The 23,289-nt window shown below is 64.9% G+C and carries 30 protein-coding genes; 15 read left to right on the top strand and 15 right to left on the bottom strand.

Going from position 1 to position 23,289, the window contains the following annotated elements:
* Nucleotide 1: 1 nt before the first annotated feature.
* Both E4S61_RS06660 and E4S61_RS06655 read right to left on the bottom strand, forming a co-directional pair.
* Nucleotides 2-721 carry a metal-dependent hydrolase gene (locus tag E4S61_RS06660; RefSeq protein ID WP_135303101.1) on the bottom strand — a complete coding sequence of 240 codons (720 nt, stop codon included), beginning with the start codon at nucleotides 719-721 and terminating at the stop codon, nucleotides 2-4.
* 74 nt (nucleotides 722-795) lie between these two features.
* Nucleotides 796-1,059, bottom strand: coding sequence for a hypothetical protein (locus tag E4S61_RS06655; RefSeq protein WP_135303100.1), 264 nt, complete (start codon nucleotides 1,057-1,059; stop codon nucleotides 796-798).
* A gap of 77 nt (nucleotides 1,060-1,136) precedes the next feature.
* On the opposite strand from E4S61_RS06655, the gene E4S61_RS06650 reads away from it, so the two are divergent.
* Nucleotides 1,137-2,258 (top strand): S1C family serine protease, encoded by a 1,122-nt coding sequence (locus tag E4S61_RS06650; protein WP_135303099.1) that lies wholly within the window; start codon nucleotides 1,137-1,139, stop codon nucleotides 2,256-2,258.
* Here E4S61_RS06650 and E4S61_RS06645 read toward each other — a convergent pair.
* From E4S61_RS06645 to E4S61_RS06630, 4 genes are all read right to left on the bottom strand, one after another.
* Entirely contained in the window at nucleotides 2,255-2,743 is a 489-nt protein-coding gene (locus tag E4S61_RS06645) for a TspO/MBR family protein (protein ID WP_135303098.1), read from the bottom strand. The genes E4S61_RS06650 and E4S61_RS06645 overlap by 4 nt on opposite strands.
* Nucleotides 2,744-3,126: 383 nt before the next feature.
* Entirely contained in the window at nucleotides 3,127-4,119 is a 993-nt protein-coding gene (locus tag E4S61_RS06640; RefSeq protein ID WP_135303097.1) for a hypothetical protein, read from the bottom strand.
* Nucleotides 4,116-5,294 (bottom strand): DNA primase small subunit PriS, encoded by a 1,179-nt coding sequence (priS, locus tag E4S61_RS06635; RefSeq protein WP_135303096.1) that lies wholly within the window; start codon nucleotides 5,292-5,294, stop codon nucleotides 4,116-4,118. Before priS ends, E4S61_RS06640 begins: the two co-directional genes overlap by 4 nt.
* A 45-nt stretch (nucleotides 5,295-5,339) precedes the next feature.
* The gene (locus E4S61_RS06630; RefSeq protein ID WP_135303095.1) at nucleotides 5,340-5,819 is read right to left on the bottom strand and encodes a GNAT family N-acetyltransferase; all 480 of its coding nucleotides are present in this window, start codon (nucleotides 5,817-5,819) and stop codon (nucleotides 5,340-5,342) included.
* Between the two features lie 90 nt (nucleotides 5,820-5,909).
* Between E4S61_RS06630 and E4S61_RS06625 the strand changes: the two genes are divergently transcribed.
* The 3 genes from E4S61_RS06625 (at nucleotide 5,910) to E4S61_RS06615 (ending at nucleotide 9,726) form a co-directional block, all read left to right on the top strand.
* Complete coding sequence (locus tag E4S61_RS06625) at nucleotides 5,910-7,067, top strand: DUF502 domain-containing protein (protein WP_135303094.1); 1,158 nt, start codon at nucleotides 5,910-5,912, stop codon at nucleotides 7,065-7,067.
* Between the two features lie 24 nt (nucleotides 7,068-7,091).
* Complete coding sequence (locus E4S61_RS06620) at nucleotides 7,092-8,189, top strand: DoxX family protein (protein ID WP_135303093.1); 1,098 nt, start codon at nucleotides 7,092-7,094, stop codon at nucleotides 8,187-8,189.
* Between the two features lie 82 nt (nucleotides 8,190-8,271).
* On the top strand, nucleotides 8,272-9,726 hold the full coding sequence (locus E4S61_RS06615) for an RtcB family protein (protein WP_135303092.1): 1,455 nt from the start codon (nucleotides 8,272-8,274) through the stop codon (nucleotides 9,724-9,726).
* Between the two features lie 24 nt (nucleotides 9,727-9,750).
* Here the strand turns inward: E4S61_RS06615 and E4S61_RS06610 are convergent, their stop codons facing one another.
* Nucleotides 9,751-10,185, bottom strand: a complete 435-nt coding sequence (locus tag E4S61_RS06610; RefSeq protein WP_245180608.1) for a type IV pilin — start codon at nucleotides 10,183-10,185, stop codon at nucleotides 9,751-9,753.
* A gap of 210 nt (nucleotides 10,186-10,395) precedes the next feature.
* Here E4S61_RS06610 and E4S61_RS06605 point away from each other — a divergent pair, with 210 nt between their 5' ends.
* Complete coding sequence (locus tag E4S61_RS06605; protein WP_135303091.1) at nucleotides 10,396-11,247, top strand: translation initiation factor eIF-2B; 852 nt, start codon at nucleotides 10,396-10,398, stop codon at nucleotides 11,245-11,247.
* A gap of 22 nt (nucleotides 11,248-11,269) precedes the next feature.
* On the opposite strand, the gene E4S61_RS06600 is transcribed toward E4S61_RS06605, so the two are convergent.
* Together E4S61_RS06600 and E4S61_RS06595 are read right to left on the bottom strand one after the other, a co-directional pair.
* Complete coding sequence (locus E4S61_RS06600; protein ID WP_135303090.1) at nucleotides 11,270-11,464, bottom strand: hypothetical protein; 195 nt, start codon at nucleotides 11,462-11,464, stop codon at nucleotides 11,270-11,272.
* Nucleotides 11,465-11,589: 125 nt separating this feature from the next.
* Nucleotides 11,590-12,336: a proteasome assembly chaperone family protein gene (locus tag E4S61_RS06595; protein ID WP_135303089.1), complete on the bottom strand. Its 747-nt coding sequence runs from the start codon at nucleotides 12,334-12,336 to the stop codon at nucleotides 11,590-11,592.
* Nucleotides 12,337-12,412: 76 nt separating this feature from the next.
* Here E4S61_RS06595 and E4S61_RS06590 point away from each other — a divergent pair, with 76 nt between their 5' ends.
* Entirely contained in the window at nucleotides 12,413-13,498 is a 1,086-nt protein-coding gene (locus tag E4S61_RS06590) for a mechanosensitive ion channel family protein (RefSeq protein ID WP_135303088.1), read from the top strand.
* Here the strand turns inward: E4S61_RS06590 and E4S61_RS06585 are convergent.
* Together E4S61_RS06585 and E4S61_RS06580 are read right to left on the bottom strand one after the other, a co-directional pair.
* Nucleotides 13,456-13,902, bottom strand: coding sequence for a universal stress protein (locus E4S61_RS06585; RefSeq protein WP_135303087.1), 447 nt, complete (start codon nucleotides 13,900-13,902; stop codon nucleotides 13,456-13,458). The genes E4S61_RS06590 and E4S61_RS06585 overlap by 43 nt on opposite strands.
* A gap of 32 nt (nucleotides 13,903-13,934) precedes the next feature.
* Nucleotides 13,935-15,293 carry a bifunctional metallophosphatase/5'-nucleotidase gene (locus tag E4S61_RS06580; RefSeq protein WP_135303086.1) on the bottom strand — a complete coding sequence of 453 codons (1,359 nt, stop codon included), beginning with the start codon at nucleotides 15,291-15,293 and terminating at the stop codon, nucleotides 13,935-13,937.
* A 71-nt stretch (nucleotides 15,294-15,364) separates the two neighbouring features.
* On the opposite strand from E4S61_RS06580, the gene E4S61_RS06575 reads away from it, so the two are divergent.
* From E4S61_RS06575 to E4S61_RS06540, 8 genes are all read left to right on the top strand, one after another.
* Complete coding sequence (locus E4S61_RS06575; RefSeq protein ID WP_135303085.1) at nucleotides 15,365-15,604, top strand: DUF5816 domain-containing protein; 240 nt, start codon at nucleotides 15,365-15,367, stop codon at nucleotides 15,602-15,604.
* Nucleotides 15,605-15,682: 78 nt separating this feature from the next.
* Nucleotides 15,683-15,979: a DUF7116 family protein gene (locus E4S61_RS06570; RefSeq protein ID WP_135303084.1), complete on the top strand. Its 297-nt coding sequence runs from the start codon at nucleotides 15,683-15,685 to the stop codon at nucleotides 15,977-15,979.
* A 32-nt stretch (nucleotides 15,980-16,011) separates the two neighbouring features.
* The gene (locus tag E4S61_RS06565) at nucleotides 16,012-16,545 is read left to right on the top strand and encodes a mechanosensitive ion channel domain-containing protein (RefSeq protein ID WP_135303083.1); all 534 of its coding nucleotides are present in this window, start codon (nucleotides 16,012-16,014) and stop codon (nucleotides 16,543-16,545) included.
* A gap of 71 nt (nucleotides 16,546-16,616) precedes the next feature.
* A complete protein-coding gene (locus E4S61_RS06560) occupies nucleotides 16,617-17,534 on the top strand; it encodes a metal-dependent hydrolase (RefSeq protein ID WP_135303082.1) in 918 nt (305 codons plus the stop codon).
* A 49-nt stretch (nucleotides 17,535-17,583) separates the two neighbouring features.
* A complete protein-coding gene (locus tag E4S61_RS06555; protein ID WP_135303081.1) occupies nucleotides 17,584-18,204 on the top strand; it encodes a hypothetical protein in 621 nt (206 codons plus the stop codon).
* Nucleotides 18,201-18,860, top strand: a complete 660-nt coding sequence (locus E4S61_RS06550; RefSeq protein ID WP_135303080.1) for a hypothetical protein — start codon at nucleotides 18,201-18,203, stop codon at nucleotides 18,858-18,860. Before E4S61_RS06555 ends, E4S61_RS06550 begins: the two co-directional genes overlap by 4 nt.
* A 44-nt stretch (nucleotides 18,861-18,904) precedes the next feature.
* Nucleotides 18,905-19,756, top strand: a complete 852-nt coding sequence (locus E4S61_RS06545) for a DNA-methyltransferase (RefSeq protein WP_167768431.1) — start codon at nucleotides 18,905-18,907, stop codon at nucleotides 19,754-19,756.
* Between the two features lie 126 nt (nucleotides 19,757-19,882).
* Entirely contained in the window at nucleotides 19,883-20,083 is a 201-nt protein-coding gene (locus tag E4S61_RS06540) for a dodecin (RefSeq protein WP_135303078.1), read from the top strand.
* 1 nt (nucleotide 20,084) lies between these two features.
* Here E4S61_RS06540 and E4S61_RS06535 read toward each other — a convergent pair whose 3' ends face one another.
* The 3 genes from E4S61_RS06535 to E4S61_RS06525 form a co-directional block, all read right to left on the bottom strand.
* A complete protein-coding gene (locus tag E4S61_RS06535; protein ID WP_135303077.1) occupies nucleotides 20,085-20,459 on the bottom strand; it encodes a HesB/IscA family protein in 375 nt (124 codons plus the stop codon).
* Between the two features lie 66 nt (nucleotides 20,460-20,525).
* Nucleotides 20,526-20,876: a hypothetical protein gene (locus tag E4S61_RS06530; RefSeq protein ID WP_135303076.1), complete on the bottom strand. Its 351-nt coding sequence runs from the start codon at nucleotides 20,874-20,876 to the stop codon at nucleotides 20,526-20,528.
* Nucleotides 20,877-20,948: 72 nt separating this feature from the next.
* Nucleotides 20,949-21,287 carry a hypothetical protein gene (locus E4S61_RS06525; RefSeq protein WP_135303075.1) on the bottom strand — a complete coding sequence of 113 codons (339 nt, stop codon included), beginning with the start codon at nucleotides 21,285-21,287 and terminating at the stop codon, nucleotides 20,949-20,951.
* A 178-nt stretch (nucleotides 21,288-21,465) separates the two neighbouring features.
* Here E4S61_RS06525 and E4S61_RS06520 point away from each other — a divergent pair, with 178 nt between their 5' ends.
* On the top strand, nucleotides 21,466-21,666 hold the full coding sequence (locus E4S61_RS06520; RefSeq protein ID WP_135303074.1) for a hypothetical protein: 201 nt from the start codon (nucleotides 21,466-21,468) through the stop codon (nucleotides 21,664-21,666).
* Between the two features lie 42 nt (nucleotides 21,667-21,708).
* Here E4S61_RS06520 and hisD read toward each other — a convergent pair whose 3' ends face one another.
* Complete coding sequence (gene hisD / locus E4S61_RS06515) at nucleotides 21,709-22,977, bottom strand: histidinol dehydrogenase (protein WP_135303073.1); 1,269 nt, start codon at nucleotides 22,975-22,977, stop codon at nucleotides 21,709-21,711.
* Nucleotides 22,978-23,289 lie beyond the last annotated feature (312 nt).

Here is a 23,289-nt window from a genome sequence, read left to right as displayed (position 1 = left end):
GCTACAGTTCGAACGTCTCGTCGCCGTCTAGGACCTCGACTTCGGCGTCGCTGCCGGCCGCCTTGACCTCCTTGACGAAGTCGTCCGTGTCGATCTCGATCGGCGGGAACGTGTCGTAGTGCATCGGGAAGACGGTGTCCACGTCCAGCCAGTCGGTGGCGATAGCGGCCTGCCACGGTCCCATCGTGAAGTGGTCGCCGACCGGCAGCGCGGCGGCGTCGGGTTCCAGGTACGGGCCGATAATCTCGCGCATCTCCGTCATCAGGCCGGTGTCGCCCGCGTGATAGAACGTGGTCGACTCCTCGTCGCTGACCTGGGTGGGCTTCGTATCGGAGATGACGAACCCGGCGGGCATTCCGCCGGTGGTGCCGTAGGACGTATCGATGCCGTTCGAGTGGTCCGAGCGGTGCATCGTGACGAACGCCTCGCCGATTTCGACGGTCCCGCCGAGGTTCATCCCCATGCCGCCGACGGCGTCGAACTCGCCGAAGTTGTCCTCGCAGTACTCGACGAGTTCCGGCGTGGCCACGAGACCACTGCCCTCGTAGCGGTCCACGTCACCGATGTGGTCGGCGTGCCCGTGTGTCAACAGAACGTAGTCCGGGTCAATCTCCTCCGGATCCATGTCCGTGTGCGGGTTGTCGAAGAACGGGTCGATGAGCAGCTCCGTCCCGTCTACGTCGACGTGCCACGTCGAGTGGCCGTGCCATGTGAGTTCCATGATTCGCCCGGACGTACTCGTGGCTCGCACTTAATGGTACACCGCAACTGGTGACTCACGCGATTCGAGCGCCGTCAGTCGAATATGCTCAGTCGCGTCGGCTTCCCCTGCGCGTAGCGAACCCACCGGCGCACGTGCCGGTTGAGCGCCCAGAAGAGGACGACGACCATCCCGAACAGCGCGGTCAACGCGACGGCGGCGAGGACGAGCGGACTCTTCGTCGGTAGACCCACCAGCCCGACGATGATGCCGACCAGCGCCATCTCCGCGGCACAGCGCAGGCCGGGAAGGACGAATCCGGGGGAGGGGTGTGACTTGGACGATGCGTCGCCGGCCATACACAGCATTTGTGAGCGCTCGTATAGTAGTTTGCCCCGACCGGGGCTTTATTCGCTCGCTGTCCTAACAGAAATCCATGACGAACGACCGCGTGTCTCGACGCGCGTTTCTCGGCACGCTCGGCGTCGCCGTCGCCGGAAGCGCGGGCTGTCAGACACCCGGACAGACGGACGATTCGAGCGGTTCGGAAGCCGGTGGCATCGCCACCGACGCGGGCGGGTCCATCGCTCAACAGTCGGCGAACGCGACACAGCAGTCGGGGAGCGTCTACACGGACGTCTATCGAACGGTTGCCGACTCCGTGGTCTCCGTGCGCGTCTACGCACGCAACGGCCGCGGTTCCGAGGGGAGCGGCTTCCTCGTCGACGGCGAGTACCTCGTCACGAACGAACACGTCGTCTCCGGCGGTGACCAGTTCTACGTCCGATTCGCCGATACGGACTGGCGGGAGGTATCGGTCGTGGGAACGGATGTCTACAGCGACCTCGCGGTGTTACGGGCCCGGAACGTACCCGAGAGCTCGACGCCGCTGCCCTTTACCCGCCGAGACCCGCCGGTGGGGACGCGGGTCGTCGCCATCGGCAACCCCTTCGGTCTCTCGGGGTCCGTCTCGGAGGGAATCGTCAGCGGTGTCGACCGGACGCTCCGGAGTGCGAACAACTTCTCCATCGCCGACGCCATTCAGACCGACGCCGCGGTCAATCCCGGCAACAGCGGCGGCCCGCTCGTGAACCTCGACGGCGACGTCCTCGGCGTCATCAACTCCGGCGGCGGCGACAACGTCGCGTTCGCCATCTCCGCGCAACTCTGCCGACGCGTCGTCCCGTCCCTCGTCGAGGACGGGACCTATCGGCACTCCTACATGGGCGTGACGCTCCAGAGCGTGACTCCGCTACTGGCTCGCGCGAACGACCTACAACGGGCCAGTGGCGTCTACATCGACCGCACCCTCCCCGGCGGTCCGGCCGCCGGCGTTCTCGAAGGCTCCGACCGGACGCGGACGGTCTCGGGCACCTCGGTCCCCGCCGGCGGTGACGTGATTCGCCGCCTCGACGGGATGTCGACGCCGACCCGACAGGCGCTGGCGACGTTCCTCGCACTGAAGACCAGTCCCGGCGACACTATCTCGGTCACGCTAACCCGCGGTGGGGAACAGCGGACGGTCGACCTCGAACTCGGGACGCGCCCGCGGCCCTAGTTCAGCGCGAGGAACCGATAGTTCAGGACGGCGGCGAACGTCACCCACAGCAGATACGGAACCAGCAGGAGGCCGGCGCGACGGTCGACGCGCCGGAACGCCGCGATAGTTGGAAGGAGCAACGCGAGTAGCGCCACGATAACGGCGAGCGCCAGTGCGAGGTTCTGTGCCTGGAAGAACACCGGCGTCCACGCGACGTTGAACGCCATCTGCGCGACAAACAGGCCGAGAGCAATCCTGCGCTCTCGGGACGGCTCCGACCGCCAAACGAGGTAGAGCGCGATACCCATGAGCGTGAACAGTAGCGTCCAGACGACGCCGAACGCCCACGACGGCGGATAGATTGCAGGCTTCGTCAGGCTCTGGAACCACGCGGAGTCCGGGCCGCCGAGGGCGGCGGGGGCCGCGCCCACGAGGTTGACGAGAACGACGGCGAGAAGCGCGCCGGGAAGGTCCCCACGCTCGAAGGAGGCTGTCGCGGTCATACGTCTCTCTTGGTCGCAGAGTCACCTATAGCTACGGCAAGTAGGGTGTCATAGAACAGTTCACAGTAGGTTGGTTCAACACTGGCGAGGGCGAATCATCCGCTCAGTAGGTGTGCGTCGTGAGTGATTGCCGGTGATGAGAGCGTACGCCGAGCGAAGCGAGGCGTTTCATCGATGGCGAAGCATCGCCGAGCCGTCGGCCTTTTTCATCGACGTTTTTCGAGGAGCGGTTCCCACAGCGAACGAAGTGAGCGAGGAGACCCGACGATGAAAAAGGTCGCTGTACTGAGCGGATAAACGGAGCGGAGCGGGTACGAGAACAGATGAATATACCCTCTTGGCAGTGGCTGACCGAGTTGGACTTCGCATAGAGAACCGTTGCGTTACTCTAGCGGTTCGGCGGCGTCGCGCTCGACCAGCGGGTCGGCGTTGTCGGCCGGCAGCGTCACCACGTCGTCCGTCGAGAGGTCGTACTCGCGCTGGTCGACGCCGAATATCTCGCCCACGTCGTCGGTGATACGGACGGTCCGTCGCTCGACGTCGTCTGTCGCGGCTCCGTCGGGTTCCGCGGCCGCATCCGCTTCGTCGTTCGGGACCGTGACTCCGCTCGCGTCTCCGGTCGGTGACGATGGAGCGGAGGCCGTGTCGCTTCCGATAGCCGCGGTGGCCTCGTCAGCGGGTCGGTCGGGGTCTCGCTCGGGCGGTGGCGTCGGTGCCTCGGTGGCTGGCGACGCTGACTCAGAGACAGGCCCCTCGTCACCGTTTTCCGTGGATTGACCGTCGCCGCCGCCCATGATGTCCGCGGCGTCGACGCTCGCCTCGCCGTCTGTCGTCTCGCCATCCTGTTCGGGCGGGTCGGGCACCGCGTCGGGCATCTGGTCGGGCGTCGGGTCCGACGTTCTATCGCCCGACTGGTCGGCGGTCGCCGTCGGTTCGTTCGCGGCGTCGTCGGTCGCTGGCGAGCCGCCGCCGACGGCACCGGCGGGCGCGTCGCCCGCGATGACGTCGAGGACGTGTTCGCGGTTCGACTCGATAGCGCCGACCATCGACTCGAAGAGGTGTTCTTCTTCCTGTGTCAGCCCGTCGTCCTCGGTCGGCATGTCGGCGGCCGCGAGCGACGCCATCTTCACGATCTTGCCGATACGGCGCTCGTAGATGGCTTCGACGGTCTGCTCGGCAGTCTTGATGTCGTCGGTCAGCCGGTTGACCTCCGGCGAGTCGAACGGGTCGTCGGCGCGGTCGGCCGCACGGTCGCGTTCCTCTCTGAGTTGGGCGACGAACGTCCCGGCCTCCTCGTAAAACGTCGAGCGCAACTGCTGTAGCTGGTCGGTCTGGCGCTCGCGTGACTGGACCGATTGGAGTTCGTCGAGATTCATTCCTGCCCCTTCTCAGCGCGACCGCGGGCCATCAGGAACACGCCCACGTGCTCTGGTACTGTGTGATGACCCGCCTCCACTGTAAAGCTATCCCCATCCAGCTCCACGAGGCCGCCCTCGGTCACTTCGACAGTAATTTCATGGCCGCGGAAGGTCTCGGGGACGGCGTCGGAAAGCGGGTCGAACGCCTCGATCGCGTCCCGGTCGATGCGCTGGACTTCGAGACCGCTACCGCCGTGGAGCGACCCCGGGAGGCGGATGAGGCGGTTCGTGTCGGTGGTCACGGGTTCGTCGATGGGGGCGTTGTCGGCGGCCACCGCTTCGAGGGCTAGCACCTTCGAAATCTGGTAGAACGCGGAGTGGACGTCGATGTTGCCGGCGGCCAGCTGGTCGTAGTTGTCCCGGGCGGCGTTGAGCGCGGCGGTCGCCTTCCCTTCGCCGATGCCGTCGTACTGCCGCAACCGGGCGATAGCGTCGTCCTCGTCCATCTCGCGTAACCGGTCGACTTCCGTGAGGATGTGGCTGTGCGCGCGAGCGCTCCAGCCGCCCTCGGTCGTCAGCGTCCGCTTCTCGGCGGGGCTGGACCGGCCGGCGGTACCGGCCACCGTCTCCACGTCCACGAGTTCGTCGAACTCCAGGCCGATACCTCGGACGTAATCGACGATTTCGCGTCGCGCGTCGCGTTCGAGGCCACGAATCCCCTCGTCGCGGACGTGGACGTGGTAGCCGCGGCCGCCCGAGAAGACGACGGTCAGGTCCTCGAAGCCGAAGTCGTTCTCCAGAAAATCCAGCAGTCGGAGGAGGGCGTCCTTACACTTCGCGAGCATCTCGGCATAGGTATCCTCGCCCAGCGTGACCGACGGGAGGTGGTCAGCGTCCAAATCGAAGACGAGATCCGAGGAGCGCCACCCCTTCTCGCTCATCGACGAGGCGCTCGGGTCGTCGTAGCGGCCCGCCGAGAAGTAGACGTGGCGGGGTTTCTTGCGGCCGAGGAACGCCTCGATGTCGCCGAGGTCCAACAGCGAGCGATGGCGGACCATCGTCTCGCCGGGACCCTCGGTCCACGGGATGAACCCCCACTCGCGCTCGTTTGCGGCCGGCGGCGGCGAGATATCCGCCTGTCGATAGTGATCACCGAACCGGCCGCGAAGATACGTTTGCGTCCGCGATTCCATCGGCTACTCGGTTAGGGAGACCCGTTCAAAAGGATACGGATTCTCCTACCCGCGGAGGAACTTCGAGAGCTTATCGGCGATCGTCTGCTCGCCGAGTTTGAGGTAGTAGGCGTCGCCGCCGTCCTCGTAGTAGTTGTCGATGCGCCGGCGCACCTCGAAACCGATGTGCTTGTAGAACTCCAGGGCCGGCTCGTTCGTCGAGCGCGCGTGACAGGTGACACTGCCATAGTCCTCGGCGACGCGTGCGACGAGGCGCTTGCCGAATCCGTCGCTGCGGTAGTCGCGGTCCACGGCCAGAAAGAGGATGTAGCCGTCCCGCCGGACGGCCGCGAACCCGATGAGACAGTCCGCAGAGCGGTCGATGTAGAGGTAGACCGTCGAGCGTCGGTAGGCGTTCCGGAAGAATCCCCGTCGCTGCCGGAGGACGCCGTCCTCCTGCCGGATGGTTTCCTTGAGCCGCCACGCGGCATCGACGTACTCGTCGCTCCCCCGGTCGATGACCCGTGTCTCGATATTGACGCTCACTGGCCCAGAGGTAGTAGGGGCACGAATATAATTCCACCGCCCGATACGCTGACGTACAGTTTTTTCTCTCTCCGCCTACTTCGGACTGGCATGGCTGATAGGAGGGTGCCCGAGCAGGTTGCGCCGACGACGGTGAAGAAGTCGGTTCGACAGGCGTTCATCACGGGCTTTGCGATGATGATTCCGTTGATCGTCACGTTGCTCATCATCGGGTTCGTCGTCAACTCTCTCTCGAACGTGTTGGACCCGGTGGTCGCGTTCACCTTCCGGATTTCGGGGTCGGAGATCAACCCCGCCGAGACGCCGGCATATCTGGTGAAGGTGCTGGCGCTGGTCGTCTTCGTCATCACTCTGTTCTGTATCGGATTCATCGCCGAGCGCCAGCCCGGCGGCGGGCGAATCGAGGACATCTTCGATACGATGATGAAGCGAATCCCGGCCATCGGGTCGCTGTATCGGAGCTTCGACGAGATGAGCGATATGCTGCTCGACAATGACACGCAGAGTTTCAAAGACGTCGTCCTCGTCGAGTACCCGACCGCTGGCTCGTACACCGTCGCGTTCGTCACCGCGAGCACGCCCCGCTCGATCGAGGAGGCAACGGACAACGACGAGATGGTGACGCTGTTCATGCCGATGGCACCGAACCCGGTGATGGGCGGGTACGTCATCCACGTCGACATCGACCGGGTGTACGACGCGGACATGACCGTCGAAGAGGGCGTCCGCTCCATCGTTACCAGCGGTGTCGCTATCGGCGAGGGGAACATCTCGCGGCCCATCGGCGAGTCCACCTCCGTTCCCGGCGTTGGCCACCCTGCCGAGGCCCAGTACAGGCCCTCTGACGCGACGCGGGAGCCGACGCCACGGACGGGTATCTCGAAGCGAGAAGATGCCTACAGCGACGACGTCTCCCCCGAACACGCGGACACGCCGGAGGGTGTCGCCCGCCAGCACACCGAGGACACGGCGACCACTCGTAACGCCGAACACCCGGCCGACCTCGAACACGGCGAAGGGACCCTCGGAAACGATACCGAACACCCCGAAGAGATCGGTCGAAACGACACGACGGTCGGTCGGGACGCCGCACGCCCCGAGGACATCGAGAAGGGCGACGGAACCATCGGCGACGACGCCGACCGACCGGCCGACGTAGAGAGCGGCGAGGGGACCCTCGGTGACGACGCTGACCGCCCCGAAGACATCGAACCGGACGAGGGCGGCCGCGGCGAGGAACAGGGTTAGGTGTCCGCCTGTCTGAGATTCGGTATGGTCACTCGTTCGATACGCAGCGCGCTCGGTGCCGCGTTGGTGGTCTCTCTCCTCAGCCGGCCCGCGGCGGCACACGTAGATTACGTCACCGACGGCCCTGGCGCGGCGATGAACGCTATCGACTTTCTCGTCGAAGTCCTCTCTGACCCAGTAAACGCTCTCCTCTTCGGAGGCGCGTCCGTCGTCGGCGCGGTCGCCGTCGCCGCATATCTGTGGGTGCGGCCGACCATCACCGACGTCGTCGTCCTCCGGGAGAAACTCGCCGGCTACGCCGACCTAGTCCCGTGGATGCTTAGACTGGCTGGCGGTTTGCCGCTGGTCGGAGCCGGTTTTCAGGGGTATCTGTTCGCGCCGACGGTCACCTTCGACCTGAGTGCGAACCCGCTCCTTCGGGTGTTGTTCATCGGACTCGGGTTCTGCATCCTCTTCGGTCTCGCGACGCGCATCGTCTCCGCGGTCGGTCTCCTCACCTACGCGTGGGCGTTCACCGTCGACCCCGCCGTCGTCCTCGCGGTGGAGTACGTTCCCATCTTCCTCGCCTTGCTCGTCGTCGGCGGCGGCCGCCCGAGCGCCGACGACATGCTACAGGACGTGGCGAGCACCCCTGGAACCTACTACGGCCGCGTGGACCCGATTCACCACCTGAAGGCGTTCCTCGACGACGCGACCGACCCCTACCGTGCGTACGTCCCGACGATTCTCCGGGTCGGGATGGGGCTCTCCTTCGTCTATCTGGGTCTGTTCCAGAAACTCGCCGACCCGGGCAGCGCTCTGCTGGTCGTCGCGAAGTACGAGCTCACTTCCGTCGTCCCAGTGGATCCCGGTCTCTGGGTCGTCGGTGCCGGCGTGACCGAGATGGTCGTCGGGCTCGCGCTGATCGCTGGCTTCTTCACTCGCGGCGCGGCCGCGGCGTCGTTCGTCCTGTTTACGATGACGCTCTTTGGCCTGCCGGACGACCCGGTGCTGGCCCACGTCACCCTCTTCGGCATGGCCTCGGCCGTCTTCACGATGGGTGCCGGGCCGTTCTCGCTGGATCACCGTATCGGCCGCCCGGCGCTGGCCGACGACGACGAGACGGTCACACCCGCCGACTGAGGCCGGTTACACTCACGGACGGTCCGGTCCCGGACACGGGACTGGGCATACACATTTGGCGGTCCGCATCGGACGTTCAGTTATGACGACATATGAGACGGAGACAGTCACGCTCGAAAAGGTCCGTGAGTACGTCTGGGAGATTCCACAGGAAGGCGGGATGCGCGTCCCCGCTCGCGTCCTCGCCAGCGAGAAATTGCTCGACGAGATCAGCGACGACAAGACCCTCGAACAACTGAAGAACTCCGCGTACCTCCCCGGCGTCCGCAAGCATACGCTGTGTATGCCCGACGGGCATCAGGGGTACGGCTTCCCGGTCGGCGGCGTCGCAGGCATCGACGCCGAAGACGGCTGTATATCGCCCGGAGCGGTCGGCTACGACATTAATTGCGGCGTCAGAATGCTGACGACACCGCTCTCCTACGACGATGTTCGGGGCCACGAGGAAGAACTTGTGAACCACCTGTTCGAGGCCGTTCCGTCGGGTCTGGGTGGCGGTGGTGTCTTCGAGGGAACGACCGAGGATGTGGAGGCCATCCTCGAACGGGGGGTGGACTGGACGCTCGAAGCGGGATTTGCTACCGAGGCGGACGTAAAACACTGCGAGGACGAGGGGTATCGACCGGAGGCCGACGCCAGCGTCGTCTCAGAGAAGGCCAAGAACAGAGGGAAGACGCAGGTCGGGTCACTCGGCTCGGGCAATCACTTTCTGGAAGTCCAACGCGTGACCGACGTCTACCGCGAGGACGTGGCCGCGGAGTTCGGTCTCGAACCGAATCAGATCGTCGTACTCATCCACTGCGGGTCGCGCGGGCTCGGTCATCAGGTGTGTACCGACTACCTCCGGAAGATCGAGCAGGCCCACGGCGACTTGCTCGCGGAGTTGCCCGATAAGGAACTGGCGGCCGCCCCCGCCGGGTCCCAGTTGGCCGACGAGTACTACCGCGCGATGTGCGCCGCAATCAACTTCGCGTGGGTGAACCGCCAACTCATCATGGACCGGACACGGGACGTGCTGACCGACGTGTTCGACGTGGCACGAACGGACCTCGAACTGCTGTACGACGTGGCCCACAACATCGCGAAGAAGGAGGTTCACACCGTCGACGGCGAGGACGAGGAACTGTACGTCCACCGGAAGGGGGCGACGCGAGCCTTCCCGGCCGGTCGGCCCGAACTGCCGCCAGCCTACGCCGACGTGGGCCAACCGGTCATCATCCCCGGGAGCATGGGGGCGGGGTCGTACGTGCTCCGTGGCGGCGAGCGCTCGATGGAAGAGACGTTCGGGTCGACGGCACACGGGGCGGGGCGGCTGATGAGCCGCACACAGGCCAAACAGGAGTTCTGGGGTGAGGACGTACGCGACGATCTGCGCGAACAACAGCAGGTCTACGTCAAGGCCCAGTCGGGCGCGACTGTCGCGGAGGAAGCGCCGGGGGTCTACAAGGACATAGACGAGGTGATTCGCGTTTCGGACGCGCTGGGGATCGGCGAGCGGGTCGCTCGGACGTTCCCGGTCTGTAACATCAAAGGGTAAGCCGGCTCACGAAGGCGAGGCCGCTCACCCGCCGTTCCACCGGTCGAGCTGTGTTCGATTGCCGCTCTGGTTGTAGTAGATCGTGATGGTATCACGACCACTCACCCGTCGGCCGTAGGCGTTCCCGCTGCTCAGCTGCGCGAGGTCGCCGGGTTCGACCATCGCCGTCTCGTTGCGATTCGCCACCGCGGCCCACGTCGTCGTTACCTCCGGTCCCTCTAGCTCGATGCTCCCGGCTTCGAGCGCGTCGCCGCGACTGTGGGTAACGATGAGCAGTTCGTTGCTCTCGACGTAGTCGTAGGTGAAGTTCGCCTGCGGTCCCGACCCGGCGTCGGAATCGACGGCGAGGACGCTCAGGCCGACGACGGCCGTGACGATGATCGTCATCCCGACGAGGACGGCGACACCGATAGACTCAGACATCGCGACTGTATCGTCGTCGAGACTACGCAACCGCATCTTGTCCATCATATGGACAGACGACGTTAAATGCTGTTCGGCTGGTTATCATTCGGAAATACGACGGTCGTAACCGATGCGAAATCGTGGTGCAACCGGACTCACGAGCGCCGGACACAGGTGTTAGACGAACACCGTGCGGGCGGTCATTTCGCAGAGACTGTTCCGACGAGGGGAAGACACATGTCGGTTCGGGTCACAGCGAACCGTATGATAGACGAGACAGTCGAGGAGATCGAGGAGATGCAGACACACGGCTCCTCGGTCGTCGCCATCAAGGCGGCTGAGGCGTTGCGGGCGCTGACCGAACGGGAGTTTCCCACCGTCGAGGAGTACCTCCGCACGCTCGAACGCAACAGCAACGCCCTCCGACGGGCGAACCCCTCACACGCGTCGCTTTACAGTACGCAACACGAGATCGTCGAGGCGGTGACCGAACCCGACCCCGCCGATGTCTCGACGGCGAAACGACTCACGCTCGAAGCCATCGAGTCGGTCGTCGACGAGGTGGAGTCGGCGAAAGAGCGCGCCGCGGCACGGGCCGCGACGCTCATCGAGGACGACGACGTACTGTTGATTCACGACTACTCGTCGACGGTCATGACCGCCATCGACGACGCGCTCGCGGCGGGTCACTCCTTCGAAGTGTACGCCACGGAGTCACGACCGCGATACCTCGGTCGTAAGGCCGCGCGAAAACTCGCCGAACGCGAGGGCGTCGACGTGACGCTCATCGTCGACAGCGCGGCCGGGCACTTCATGCCGGAGTGTGACCGCGTGGTCGTCGGGATGGACTGTATCGTCGAGGATACGCTGTACAATCGGGTGGGAACGTACCCCATCGCCACAGCGGCCAACGACACGGGCGTCCCGATGACGGTCGTCGGGGCCGACTCGAAGTACGTCGACGGCGCGTTCGCCTTCGAAAACGAGTCCCGTTCTCCCTCGGAGGTGCTACTGGAACCGGCCGAAGGGTTCGACGTGGCGAACCCGGCCTACGACGCGACGCCGGTGGAACTACTCGACTCGGTAGTTACGGACGAAGAGATACACGAGTACTGATAGAATCGCTACAACTGGGACGCTATCGGTCGCTGACGACTGTCTGGCACTCGGGACAGCGCAGGACGCGCGCGTCACCGGTCCAATCGATGGCCCAGTTCTCCCCGGCGTGGCTCTCGTGACCACAGGCCGGACAGAACAACACGCCCTTGCGTCGCTGCTGGCGTGGCCGCTCGGTGTCGGCGGCGTCGGCCGAATGGGTTTCGATGGAGGTCATCGACTAGACGGAGGTACCGCGGCGGGAAATATTTGTTGGTGAATTGTTTAATAATTCACTGAGGACCTTCACGTCCCCCATCGACGACCGTTAACAAATTCGTGATATGTCGTCTCAGGGCGCGGTCACATGTACATCCGGTCGTCCGGCGTCGACTCTTCTTCGGCGGTCTCGATACGTTCGGCGAGGGCACGGTACTGCGCCTCGACGGTAGCGGCGAACGCTTCCAGTGGTTCGGTGTCGACCTCGATACTGTGGGTCCGAGCGAGCGCGTCCACGAGGCGAATCGCGGCGGCGGCGTCGGGAGCCTGCGGGTGGGCGGGGGTCGTAAACACGCCGACCGGCCGTTTGTCGTCATCGATGCCGCGGGCGACAAGTTCGGCCGTGACGCCGTCTAAGAACCCGGTCCCCATCGAGCGAATGTCGGTGTCGGCGAGGTAGCGGTCCCGGTAGTCCTCGGTGGCGATGTAGAAGGGGACGTGGTCCTCCGGGCCGTGGGCGACGGGGACGCCCGAGAGAACTGTGAGGTTCGACGGTGCGAGTTCGTCGTAGAGGGCGTCGACGGCGTTCGCGAACGAGTTGGCGGTCTGTATCGGGACGAACCGCTCGCTGATGACGACGCCGAGTGAGGCGTCGGCGTGAGCGTACACCCGCGTGTGGTGGCGTGGCACGCCGTTCTCGAACGGCGTGATCATCGGCGGTCCGCCCGCTTCGAGGTGGCCGACCTGCGTCATCGACAACTGATCGACCAGATAGTCGACGGCGGTCAACCCGGCCAGTCCGTACTCGGTGAACCCGACGACCAGCGTCTCTATCTCGGGCGGTTCGGCCGTCGTCTCGAAGTCCGGCGTCCGGGTCTTATCTGTCGCCATACCGGGCAGTCGCTTGCTGTCGGCTAATCGTTTTGGGAGGGGAACCCTTTTTTCGCGGGACTGTGGACTGTACGTCATGCGTTCCGGTCACGTCTGGTTGTTTCAGGGGGATGGAACGGTGGCCCCCACGCCGAGTCCGACGTCCACGGAGACGCCTGCGGAGGTGACACAGACGCTGTTCTCGTGGCTCCCGTTCAGTCTCCCGGAGTGGGCGGCGGAGCTTCTCGCTTCTATCGTCGTCATCGCGCTGGCTTACGGCGTCTCTCGACTGCTGGTCCGGCTACTGGGCCGCCGAGTCGCCCAGCAGTTCCGCCGCCCGAGCCTCACGCGAACCGTCCTCCGAGGTATCCGCGCCGCCGTCTACATCTTCGCACTGCTCACCATCATGGGCATCTACGGCTTCGAAATCGGTGATATCGGGCTCTCGGTGGCCGTCTTTTCGGCCGTCATCGGTGTGGTCGTCGCGCCCATCGTCGGTAGCTTCATCTCCGGCGTCTTCTTGCTCGCGGACCAGCCCTACGAGATTGGCGACATGGTCGAACTTGCCGACAGCGAGCGAACCGGCTTCGTCGAGGACATCACCCTCCGACACACGAAAGTGTTCACGCTCGACAACACCTTCCTCGTCATCCCCAACGGGACGATGCGGGACCGCGACGTCATCAACTACTCCGCGGAGGACCCCCGAACCCGACTCGCACTCGACGTGTTGGTCACCTACGAGAGCGATGTCCCCGAGGCGCGGTCGCTCATCGAGCGGGCGGCCCGGAATGTGGACAACGTCATCGAGGGCGGGCCGAACATCCGCGTGGGGGCCGCTCGGTACCCCTCCGCGCCGACAGCGTACATCAACAACTTTGCTGATCACGGCGTCCTCCTCACCGTTCGCTACTGGGTGACGGAACCGTACAAACTGCTGGCCACCCGCTCGAAGGTCCAGACCAACGTCTGGGACGCCTTAGACGACGCCGACGTGGAGATAGCCTATCCGCACTCGCATCTGTACTTCGACGAGACGAGCGGGGAGATGCAGGTGTCGGTGGAGAACCGTGACCGGCTCACCGAGCGGCCGCCATCCGACGCACCGAGGGACGCGGCACGGGACGTGCCCGCCGACGATCAGTCGTCCGAGGACCGCGACGGCGAGTACCGCGAGGGCTGACTGTTCGGACTGACTGTGACAACGTCGCAGTCGAGTTCGTCCCGAAGGTAGTGTTCGATGTCTGGGTCGTCCACGAGGCGGCGGATCATCGACCGCCAGCGGCCCACCTGCTTGTCGCCGATGACGACCACGTCGGCGTCCTGTGCGGCGACTTCGTCGAGAATCGTCTCCTCGACCAGCATCCCCGAGCGGACGACGTAGCGTGTCCGGGGGAGATGACCGAACTCCCGTTCGACGGCGCTCTTCAGTTGCGCGCGCGACACCTTGTGGCCGCCCTGATAGAGGTTGACGTGGAGAACGGTGAGGTCAGCGCCCTCCTCCTCGGAGACGTTGATTGCTTCCGCCAGCGTCGCACGAGAGTTCTCAGAAAGCGGATACCGGACCGGGACGACGACCTGTGGCATCGAGCGAACGTTCGACGGCGGGGGTTAAATCCCTAGCGACGCACCACTCGTCCAGTCACTGCTGCGTCGATGCCGTCGCTTCGGGCGTATTCTGCGAGCACCTCGTACTGGAGGTCGTAGGCGGCGACGCGGTGAGACTCTGTCAGCGTCGGGAACTCGACGGTCGTGTGCAGGAGGTACTCCGAGGTGGCGAGCGTGTACGTCTCCCCGTCTGCCACGGGGTCGCCGCCGACACGGAGCCGTTCGACGGACTGCGTCTCGCGGTCCCAGACCAGTTCGAGACCGCTGACGTGGGCGTGCCACCAGTCGGAATCTCCGTGCTCTACTACGCGACCGCTGGCCTCTCGACAGATGGCTCGGAGTTCCGCGCCGGTGACCTCGGCGACGACGACCGGTTCCTCGAAGGGGACGACCGAGACGAGGTCCGCGACCGTCACGTCGCCTGCGAGCGGCGACTCGTCTCGCCGGATGCCGCCGCCGTTCTGGAGGCCGACGTCCGCCCCAGTCGCCCAGCGGTACGCGTCGGCGACGACGTTGCCGATGCGACTTTCGCCGCCGTAAGCGTCGGTCTTCTCGCGCGAAATCGGCTCCTCGACGTGGGCGACGACGTCGTTCAGCCCCGTCTCCGCGAGGCGGCCCTCGACGGCCGACGTGACCGTCTCCATGCGGTCGCCGTCTTCGACAGTCCGGAACTGAGCGGTCGGGCGCGCGCCGCCGAGGTCGACGTCGACGACGACGTGGCCGTTCGACCCCGGGCGCGTCAACAGGGTCCCGTCGATATAGTCGATTCGTCGCTCGTGGACGTGCCCGCCGAGAATCACGTCCACGTCACAGCGACGCGCGAGCTCGTCGTCGGTCCGCCCGAGGTGCGAGACGACGACCACTAGCTCGGCCCCTCGCGCCCTGAGCGCGGCCGTTGCGTCGGCGACGGCGGCGAAGGGGTCGGTGAACGTCAGCGGATCGGCTGACGGGTTGGCCGACCCCGTCGCGGTGTTGGTCACGCCGACGAACCCGACGGCGGTGCCGGCCACCTCCCGCAGCGCCCACGATTCCGTCTCGTCGGCGAGAAACCGGTCGCCGTTCTTCCGGACGTTCGCGGTCAGCCACGTCTGCGGGGAGCGTTCGACGACGTGGCGGGTGGCGCTCAGTCCGTGGTCGAAGTCGTGGTTGCCGAAGGTCTCGAAGTCCGGTTCGACCGCCGCGAAGAAGTCGAGCGATTGCCGTCCCTCGGTGACCATCGAGAGGACGCCCGGCGCAGTGTTGTCGCCGCTGCCGACGAGAAGCGCGTCGGGACCATTCAGCGAGTGCAGCGTCCCGGCCAACCGCCCAATGCGGTCGGGGTCGTCGTGGGCGCTCTCGATGTCGGAGTAGTGGAGGAGGCGAGGACCCATTACTCCCCCTAGGCGGTCGCTCGACAAATCGGTTCCGCAGTGAATTAGGCGCTCGAACCCGACCCATTCGTATGGAAGAACGCACTGGGCCGGACGGCGAGACGCTCTTCGTGGACCGCGAGGACGGCGATATCGGGACGAAAGGGCCGTTCTATACCGTCTACGTCGAGGCGGACCGCGAGCGCCGCTGGGGGTACTTCTGTGGCAACTGCGAGACGTTCAACAACGCGATGGACGCGATGGGACGCATCCGCTGTAACGAGTGCAGCAACCTCCGAAAGGCCGAAGAGTGGGACGCGGCCCATGAGTGAGCTGATGAGCAATCGACACGTATAGAAGTGTTGTCAGGTGTAAACGTTTATACCACCCCCACTGGTAGGCCATAACAGATGGGGGTCGTTACCACATCCCTCGGCGAGCGAGCTCAGTCGATTTTCGACGACATCGGGTACACCGTGTCGCGCACAGAGTCCGGTATCCGGGCAGAACACAAGTGGCGAGAAGTCGCCGTCTCCGTCGTCGAAGACTACGAGACACTTCCGGAGACAGGGGAGTTGCGCTGTTTCGTCACGTGGGCGGCCGACGCTTCGAACCTCGGCCGTCGCCTCGATGGCATGGACGTAGCGTACGACTGGGCCGTCATCGGCGTCCACGAGGACGGCGGCTACGACGTCGTCCACCCGTAGCCCCTTAGGGACGACGGGTTCAACCACCGGGCGTGCAAGCCAACGTCGTGGTTTCCGCGCTCGAAGAACTTCTCGGCAGCGCTCGGGAGATACTTCCGAACGTCCTCGCGGGGCTCGTTTTCCTGACCATCGCTGCCGTCGGCATCAAACTCGTTATGCTTGTCGTCAGGGCGGTTCTCCGACGGGCGCTGCCCGGCGAAGCACCGGTGTATCGCCAGTTTATCGCCAGCCTCGTCCTCGTGTTCCTCTGGTTCGGCGTCGGCCTCTCATTTCTCTCCATCGTCGGTCTCACTCTCGTCGCGGCGTCGCTCGGGACGGCGACGGGCTTTCTGGCGCTGGGCGTCTCGTATGCCCTCTCGGATATGATCGCCGACGCCGTCTCCGGCGTCTACCTCCTGCGCGACCCGGATTTCAACCCCGGCGACACAGTCACGGTGAAGGACACGACAGGCGAGGTGCTCGCCATCGAACTGCGCAAGACCCGCTTCGACGTGGACGGCGACGTCGTCGTCAGGGCCAACGCCGACATCGAACAACAGTGGACGAAAGTGAGCGCCAACGACTAACCCTGCGGTTCACGCAGTGTACCACCGTCTGACACGCGATACTTATATCCGCTGACGACGAACACGGTGGTATGTTTATCGGCCACGCTCTCCTCGCGTTCGCGCTCGTGGCGCTTGGGGCAAGACGGCTGGACGTGCGCCACGAGCGCGCGCTTCAGTTGGGCGTAGTGGCCGCCCTCTTCGCCGCCGTACCGGACGTAGACGTTGTGTACGCGCCCGTCGGCCTGCTCATCCAGTCGGTGGGGACGCTCAGTCCCGACGTGTTCTGGGAGACGGCCAACGTCGTCCATCGAGGGCCGACCCACTCGCTGGTGATGGGCGCGATCCTCGCGCTGGCCGTCGCGCTCTGGGCCACGGAAAAGCGACAGTGGCGCACGCTCTCGCTCGCACTCGCCACGCTCCTCGTCGCGATAGCGACCGCCGTCAGCGGCGTCGTCGGCGGTGCCGTCGTCCTCGTCTTCGCGGTCGCTGGGGTCGGGGTCGGCGCGTTCGCCGCCCGACGCCTGGACATCGCTCCCCGACCGCTGTTCGCCGTCGCGGTAGCGGGGCTGTTCTCCCACCCGTTCGGCGACCTCTTCACCGGCGGCCCGCCGCCGTTCCTCTACCCGTTCGACGTGACGCTCGTCGCCGAGCGTATTCTGCTCCACCCCGATCCGACCGGGCACCTGCTGGCGGCGTTCGCCGTCGAACTCGGGACCGTCTGGCTGGCCGTCTGGACCTACGCACGGCTCTCGGGCTACCAGTTACCCGCGTTGGTCCATCCGCGGGCCGCACTGGGCGCTGGCTACGCTGCCGCCGCCCTCCTGCTTCCAGCCCCGACGCTCGAACAGTCCGCGCACTTCGTCTTCAGCGTCCTCGCCATCGGCGTCGTCGGCGCGCCGGTGCGCCCGTTCAGCCACGGCGTCGACTGGCTCGAAACCGTCGTGACCGGCCTCGCGGCCGTGACCGTCGCAGCAGTGGCCTACGCGCTGGCCTACGGCGTGCTCTGATAGTGATACCGGCGATAGTGTTTTCCACGTCCGCTTGTACCTGATGGACATGAATCGCGACGTGACTGCGTTGTTGCGCGACCGACGAGCCAACGCGCTTCTCGCGTGGTTGGTGGTCGCGCTGTTGCTGACCGTTGTCGCCGGAAGCGTCGTGAAGGGGGAACTACTCTGGGCCGCCTTCGCCGCTGCCGTCGCGGCGTTAGCCCTGTTGCCGCCCATACTGCTCTTGAACCGCCACGCGATGCTTCCGTGGGAGATTCTCCTACTCGCGGCCCTTCCCGTCATTGGCCGCCTGTTCGCCACGCTCTCGGTCACGGGGAACCTCGCCACCTACCTCTCGGTGGCGGCCATCGCGCTCATCGTCGCCGTCGAACTCCACGTCTTCACGCCGGTTCGGATGACGCCTCGCTTCGCCGTCGTCTTCGTCGCCGTGACGACGATGGCAACCGCCGGCGTTTGGGCCGTCGTCCGCTGGGTCGCCGACCAGACGCTCGGGACGACGTTCCTCCTCGACCCGGCGTTGACCGAACACGCCATCGAGGAGGCCGTGATGTGGGAGTTCGTCGCCTCGACCATCGCTGGTGTCGGCGCTGGCATCGTCTTCGCGTACTACGTGCGCCGGGAACTTGGGACGACGCGGGTCCCCGAGGAGGTGCAACCGGAGCTATGAGGATTCGAGATTACCTCGGCATCAGCGACCGCCGCCAGCGACAGGCCTCGCGAGGGATGACACTCTCGATGATCGTCATCTTCGGAATCGGCGTCTGGACTGGGAACACGGGTATCATCGTCAACACGGCGCTCGGTCTCGCGGTGACGCAGATTCCGCCGCTGTTGGAGCGCGACTACGGTATCACGCTCGACCCCGCGCTGACGCTGTGGATAACGTCGGCCGTCTTCCTTCACGCGGTCGGCGTCATCGGCATCCCGTGGTCCGCGACGAACTTCTACGCCAGCGTCCCGGGGTGGGACCACCTCACCCACGCGCTCTCCTCGTCGCTGGTCGCCGCCGTCGGCTACACCACCGTTCGCGCGCTCGATCGCCACTCCGAGGAGATATACCTCCCGCCTCGGTTCACGTTCGTGTTCATTCTCCTGTTCGTACTCGCCTTCGGCGTGCTCTGGGAGGTCATCGAGTTCACTATCGGCCTCGTCGCCGAATCAACCGGCAATTCGGCCGTCCTGACGCAGTATGGTCTGCGCGATACGATGCTCGACCTCGTCTTCGACACCGTCGGGGCCGTCGTCGTCGCTATCTGGGGCACCGCCCACCTCACGGACGTCGTCGGTCACGTCGAGGGATGGCTCGGACAGCGAACCAGCTAGCTCGAAAGACTGAAAGTACAGACTGTCCACTTCGAGGGCAAGCGATGGAACTGCGATACGAGGCCGACGACGGCGAGACGTTCTACGAGGCGTATCTCGGCGACGCCCTCGATATGGACGCGGTGGTCGCCGACGGCGATATCGACCTCGTCGTCACCTCCCCGCCGTACAACATCGGCAAGGAGTACGAGGAGGTGATGGCGCTCGACGACTACCTCGATTTCACGCGTCAGTGGATGGCACTCGCCGAGCGGACACTGGCTGCCGACGGCTCCTTCTGGCTCAACATTGGCTTTCGGAAGGAGGGAGACGGCCGACAGTACGTCCCGTGGGAGTACGATATCTACCCCATCGTCCGCGACGAACTGAACATCTCGCTGGTCCAGCAGGTTATCTGGCACTACAAGGCGGGCGTGAACTGTCGAAACCGTTTCTCGCCGAAGAAGGAGACGTGGCTGTACTGCGTCGCCGACTTAGACGACTACACGTTCAACTTAGACGACGTGCGCGTCCCGGCGAAATACCCGAACCAGAAGAAAGACGGCGAGCTGAAGGTCAACCCGTTGGGGAAGAATCCGGGCGACGTCTGGGACATCCCGAAGGTGACATCTGGAACGGACAGAGCGTCGCCGGAACGCACTGACCACCCCGCGCAGTACCCCGAGGCAGTCATCGAACGTATCGTCGAGGTCAGTTCCGACCCGGGCGACGTGATCCTCGACCCCTTCCTCGGCAGCGGGACGACGATGAAAGTCGCCCGTGACCTCGGGCGGAGTTGCATCGGCTTCGAACGCGACGAGGAATACCTGGACGACATCGTCCACAGTCGCGTCTTCACCGACTACGAACCGCCCGCAGACGACGACGCGCAGATGAGCTTAGACGAGTTGACGTAGTCCACCGGTTACGTGCCCGTCGTTCGTCCTCGATAGCCCCAACGGTTACAAAAACCGCAAGCCAACATTCGGGTATAGCACTGGGTCACGACCGCTCGGTCGTGGCAACAGTGTTACACCACACCAATGGTATTCAAGAAAATCACACTTATCGGGACGAGTTCGGAGAGCTTCGACGACGCCGCCGACGACGCCATCGAACGCGCCGAGCGGACGCTGGACAATCTGAAGTGGGTCGAAGTGGACGAACTCGGCGTCGAGATCGCGAACGCCGACGGACGAGAGTATCAGGCAGAAGTGACCGTCGCCTTCGAACTCGAAGCGTAGACTACGTTCGGAACGACTCGCCACAGCCGCACTCGCTGACCACGTTGGGGTTCTCGACGTGGAACCCCGCGCCTTGGAGTCCGCCCTCGTAGGCGAGGACCGACCCTTCTATGTAGTCGATGCTCGCGCCGTCGACGAACACGCGCAGGTCGTTTCGCTCGAAGACGGTGTCGCCGTCTTCCGGTTTGTGCTCGAAGCGCATCCCGTAGGAGAGCCCCGCACAGCCGCCTTGCTGAACGAACAGACGTAGGCCGGCCACGTCTGTGTCTAGCCCTTCTCCTTCCAGCAGGTCCAGTGCCTCCGCGGCGGCCTCCTCCGTGACGCCCACGTCGGAGCCGCCGAGTTCAGGTTCACCGTCCTCTGCGGTACTGCTCATACGAATAGTCCACTCCCTAGCCTGTTAACCCTGACGCCGGTTGCGTCGTCGGGAATCCATTCCTGCTTACTCGCCCATCTCGGTGTCGAGCCCCTCGCTGAACTCCTCCTCGGCGAGATTCTGGAGGATGCTCTTGGCCTTCGCTCGCGTCCCCTCGCTGATGCCGTCGATGGCTTCGACGCTGCGGCCGCCGCTGTAGGCCGTTCGTATCGCGTTCAGGTTGAGGTTGCCGTCCGTATCGACCACCGGGAGTTCGAGGTCGCTGAACTTCTCGGGCGGGAACCCGCCTTTCGCCACCACGAAGTGGTCGCCGATTTCGGTGAGGTCGTCTGTGTCGAAGTCGTTCAGTTCCGGCGCGTCCCACGCCTCTGTCGTCACGGTATCGTAGGAGACGGCCGTAGCTTCGTATGCGGTCATACGCCTTCTGGACGCGCTCGACGGAAAAGGAGATAGCTTGCTCACGCTCCCGAGCGATAGCCGTGGTTCGGCTCAGTCGCCTATTTGATGGTCGAATCCTTCTTCGGCGAGCCGCTGGATGATGCCCTTGACCTGCCCGACAGTGTCGTCGTCGATTCCATCGACGGCTTCGACGCTGTGGCCGCCGCTGTAGGCCGTCTGGAGCGCGTTCAGATTTAGGTTCCCCTCCGGGTCGACGACCGGAATCTGCAGGTCGCCGAAGTCCTCCGGTGGAAAGCCTGACGAGGACAGCAGGAAGTGGTCGTCGATGGTCGAGAGGTCGTCCGTGTCGAAGTCGCTCTCGGACGGGGCGTCCCAGTCGTCTTCGGTCGTTCCCGAATACGATATCGAGTGCGCCTCGTAACTCGACATGGGCGACGCTATGGACCGACAGAGCCGAAAAAGCGAACCTTGCGTATTCTGCCGAGTGCCGCTACTCGAATCGCTTTCGGACATTGTTGTCTAGGTTCATCCGTGGACGACCGGTCTATCAAGTGCGGTAGTATATTTTCACACAAGAGATTACTGCTTGGAATTTTATAGTCGAAGTATGAACGACCTCGCTGCATCGTTTCAGCGTTTCATCTTGGGGCTTTTGCTCTCGGTTATCGGATTATTTGGGCTGGGATACGCTAGCGCTCTCGGAGCGGGACAGGTCGTGGTCGGTACTACCGGAGTGATACTGTTCGTTCTCTCCGTTTCTTCGATCGGACTGCTGTTTTACGAAGGTGTCACTGAGGACCGAGCGTAATGTACAGCAGTACGAACTTCTCGACTGCTACTCGGTCCCCGCTCACTCGAACCGCTTGCGGACGCTCTCGGCGTGACCCTCCAGCCCTTCGGCCTCCGCGAGCGTCGTAATCGTCTCGCTGATGTCCGCGAGGGAATCTTCGGTGAGTCGCTGGACGGTCGTTGACCGGACGAAGGTGTCTACGGAGAGGCCGCCAGTGACCCGTGCAGCGCCGCCGGTCGGCAGGACGTGGTTCGTCCCGGCGGCGTAGTCGCCAGCCGCCACGGGGCTGTACGGGCCGAGGAAGACGGAGCCTGCGGAGGGGATGCGTTCCAGTAGCGCTTCGTCGTCGTCGGCCTGAATCGAGAGATGCTCGGCGGCGTACTCCTCGGCGAACAGCACGGCTTCGCTCATCGACCGAGCGTGGAAGACGCCCGAGGCGTCGCTTTCGAGCGCTGCTCGAATCACGGCCTCACGCTCTCGTTCGGCGGCCTGTTTCTCGACGGCCTCGGTGACGCTCTCGGCGAGTTCCTCGTCGTCGGTGACGGCGACGACGGAGGCGTTCTCGTCGTGTTCGGCCTGCGCGACGAGGTCCGACGCGACCAGTTCGGGGTCGGCAGTGTCGTCTGCGACGACCATGATTTCGGAGGGTCCAGCGAGGAAGTCGATGGCCACGTCGCCGCGCACCTCGGCTTTCGCCGCTGTGACCCAGCGGTTGCCCGGCCCGACCACGATGTCGGTGGCAGTGACCGTCTCGGTGCCGTAGGCCAGCGCCGCGATGGCCTGCGCGCCGCCGACCTGATAGACGGCGTCGGCCCCGGCGACGTGGATGGCTGCCAGCGTGACGGGATTGACCTCGTCGGCGGGTGGTGTGGCGACGGCGACGTGTTCGACGCCCGCGACCTTCGCCGGAATGACGCCCATCAGCGCGCTGGAGGGGTAGGCGGCGGTGCCGCCCGGCGCGTACACCCCGGCGCTGTCGAGCGGTCGGAACCGGCGACCCAGTTCCCGGCCCTCGAAGTCCTCGCGCCAGTCCTCGGGCACCTGCCGCTCGTGGAACGCCCGGACGTTCTCGGCGGCGTCTTCGATGGCCGCGCGCACGTCGTCGTCGATCTCCTCGTAGGCGCGTTCGGTGGCGTCGGTGATATCGACGTTCCCCACCTCGACGCCGTCAAACTCGCTGGCGAAGCGGCGCAACGCCACGTCGCCTTCTTCGCGGACCTGCGAGACGATGTCCCGAGCGTCGTCTCTGACGCTCTCGACGCCCGCGTCCCGGTCGAACAGCGCTGACCGCTCGTCGGGACCGAGGTCGGCAACCGTGTGTACGTCCATGGACGCCGTTCGACGCGGGCGGAAAAACGGGTTTCCCTTCGCCGCCGAGCTAGTATTAGAGATAGTGTCCGGTGAGGGAGCTGCTAAGACCGAGAACCAGAAAGCCCCGGCTGGCTGAACTCGGGGGGCTCGCTGCGCGCTTCCTTCGCTCACTGTGTTCGCTCAGTGCAGTGCTTGTGTCGCCCGCCGTCGCTCAGCCAGCGGCCCCTTTCAGTCCCACCCGTGTCGGCTGACCGGCCAGTTACGGGGTGGGACTGAAAGGGGCCGTCATCGGGCGGCTCGCCGCCCGATTTCTCGGGAGACCTTTGGTCT

Origin of the sequence: Haloarcula amylovorans (assembly GCF_004681185.1) — an archaeon.
Taxonomy (GTDB): domain Archaea; phylum Halobacteriota; class Halobacteria; order Halobacteriales; family Haloarculaceae; genus Haloarcula; species Haloarcula amylovorans.
Note: the sequence above shows the minus strand (reverse complement) of the source record. Positions and strands in the feature narration are given on the sequence as shown.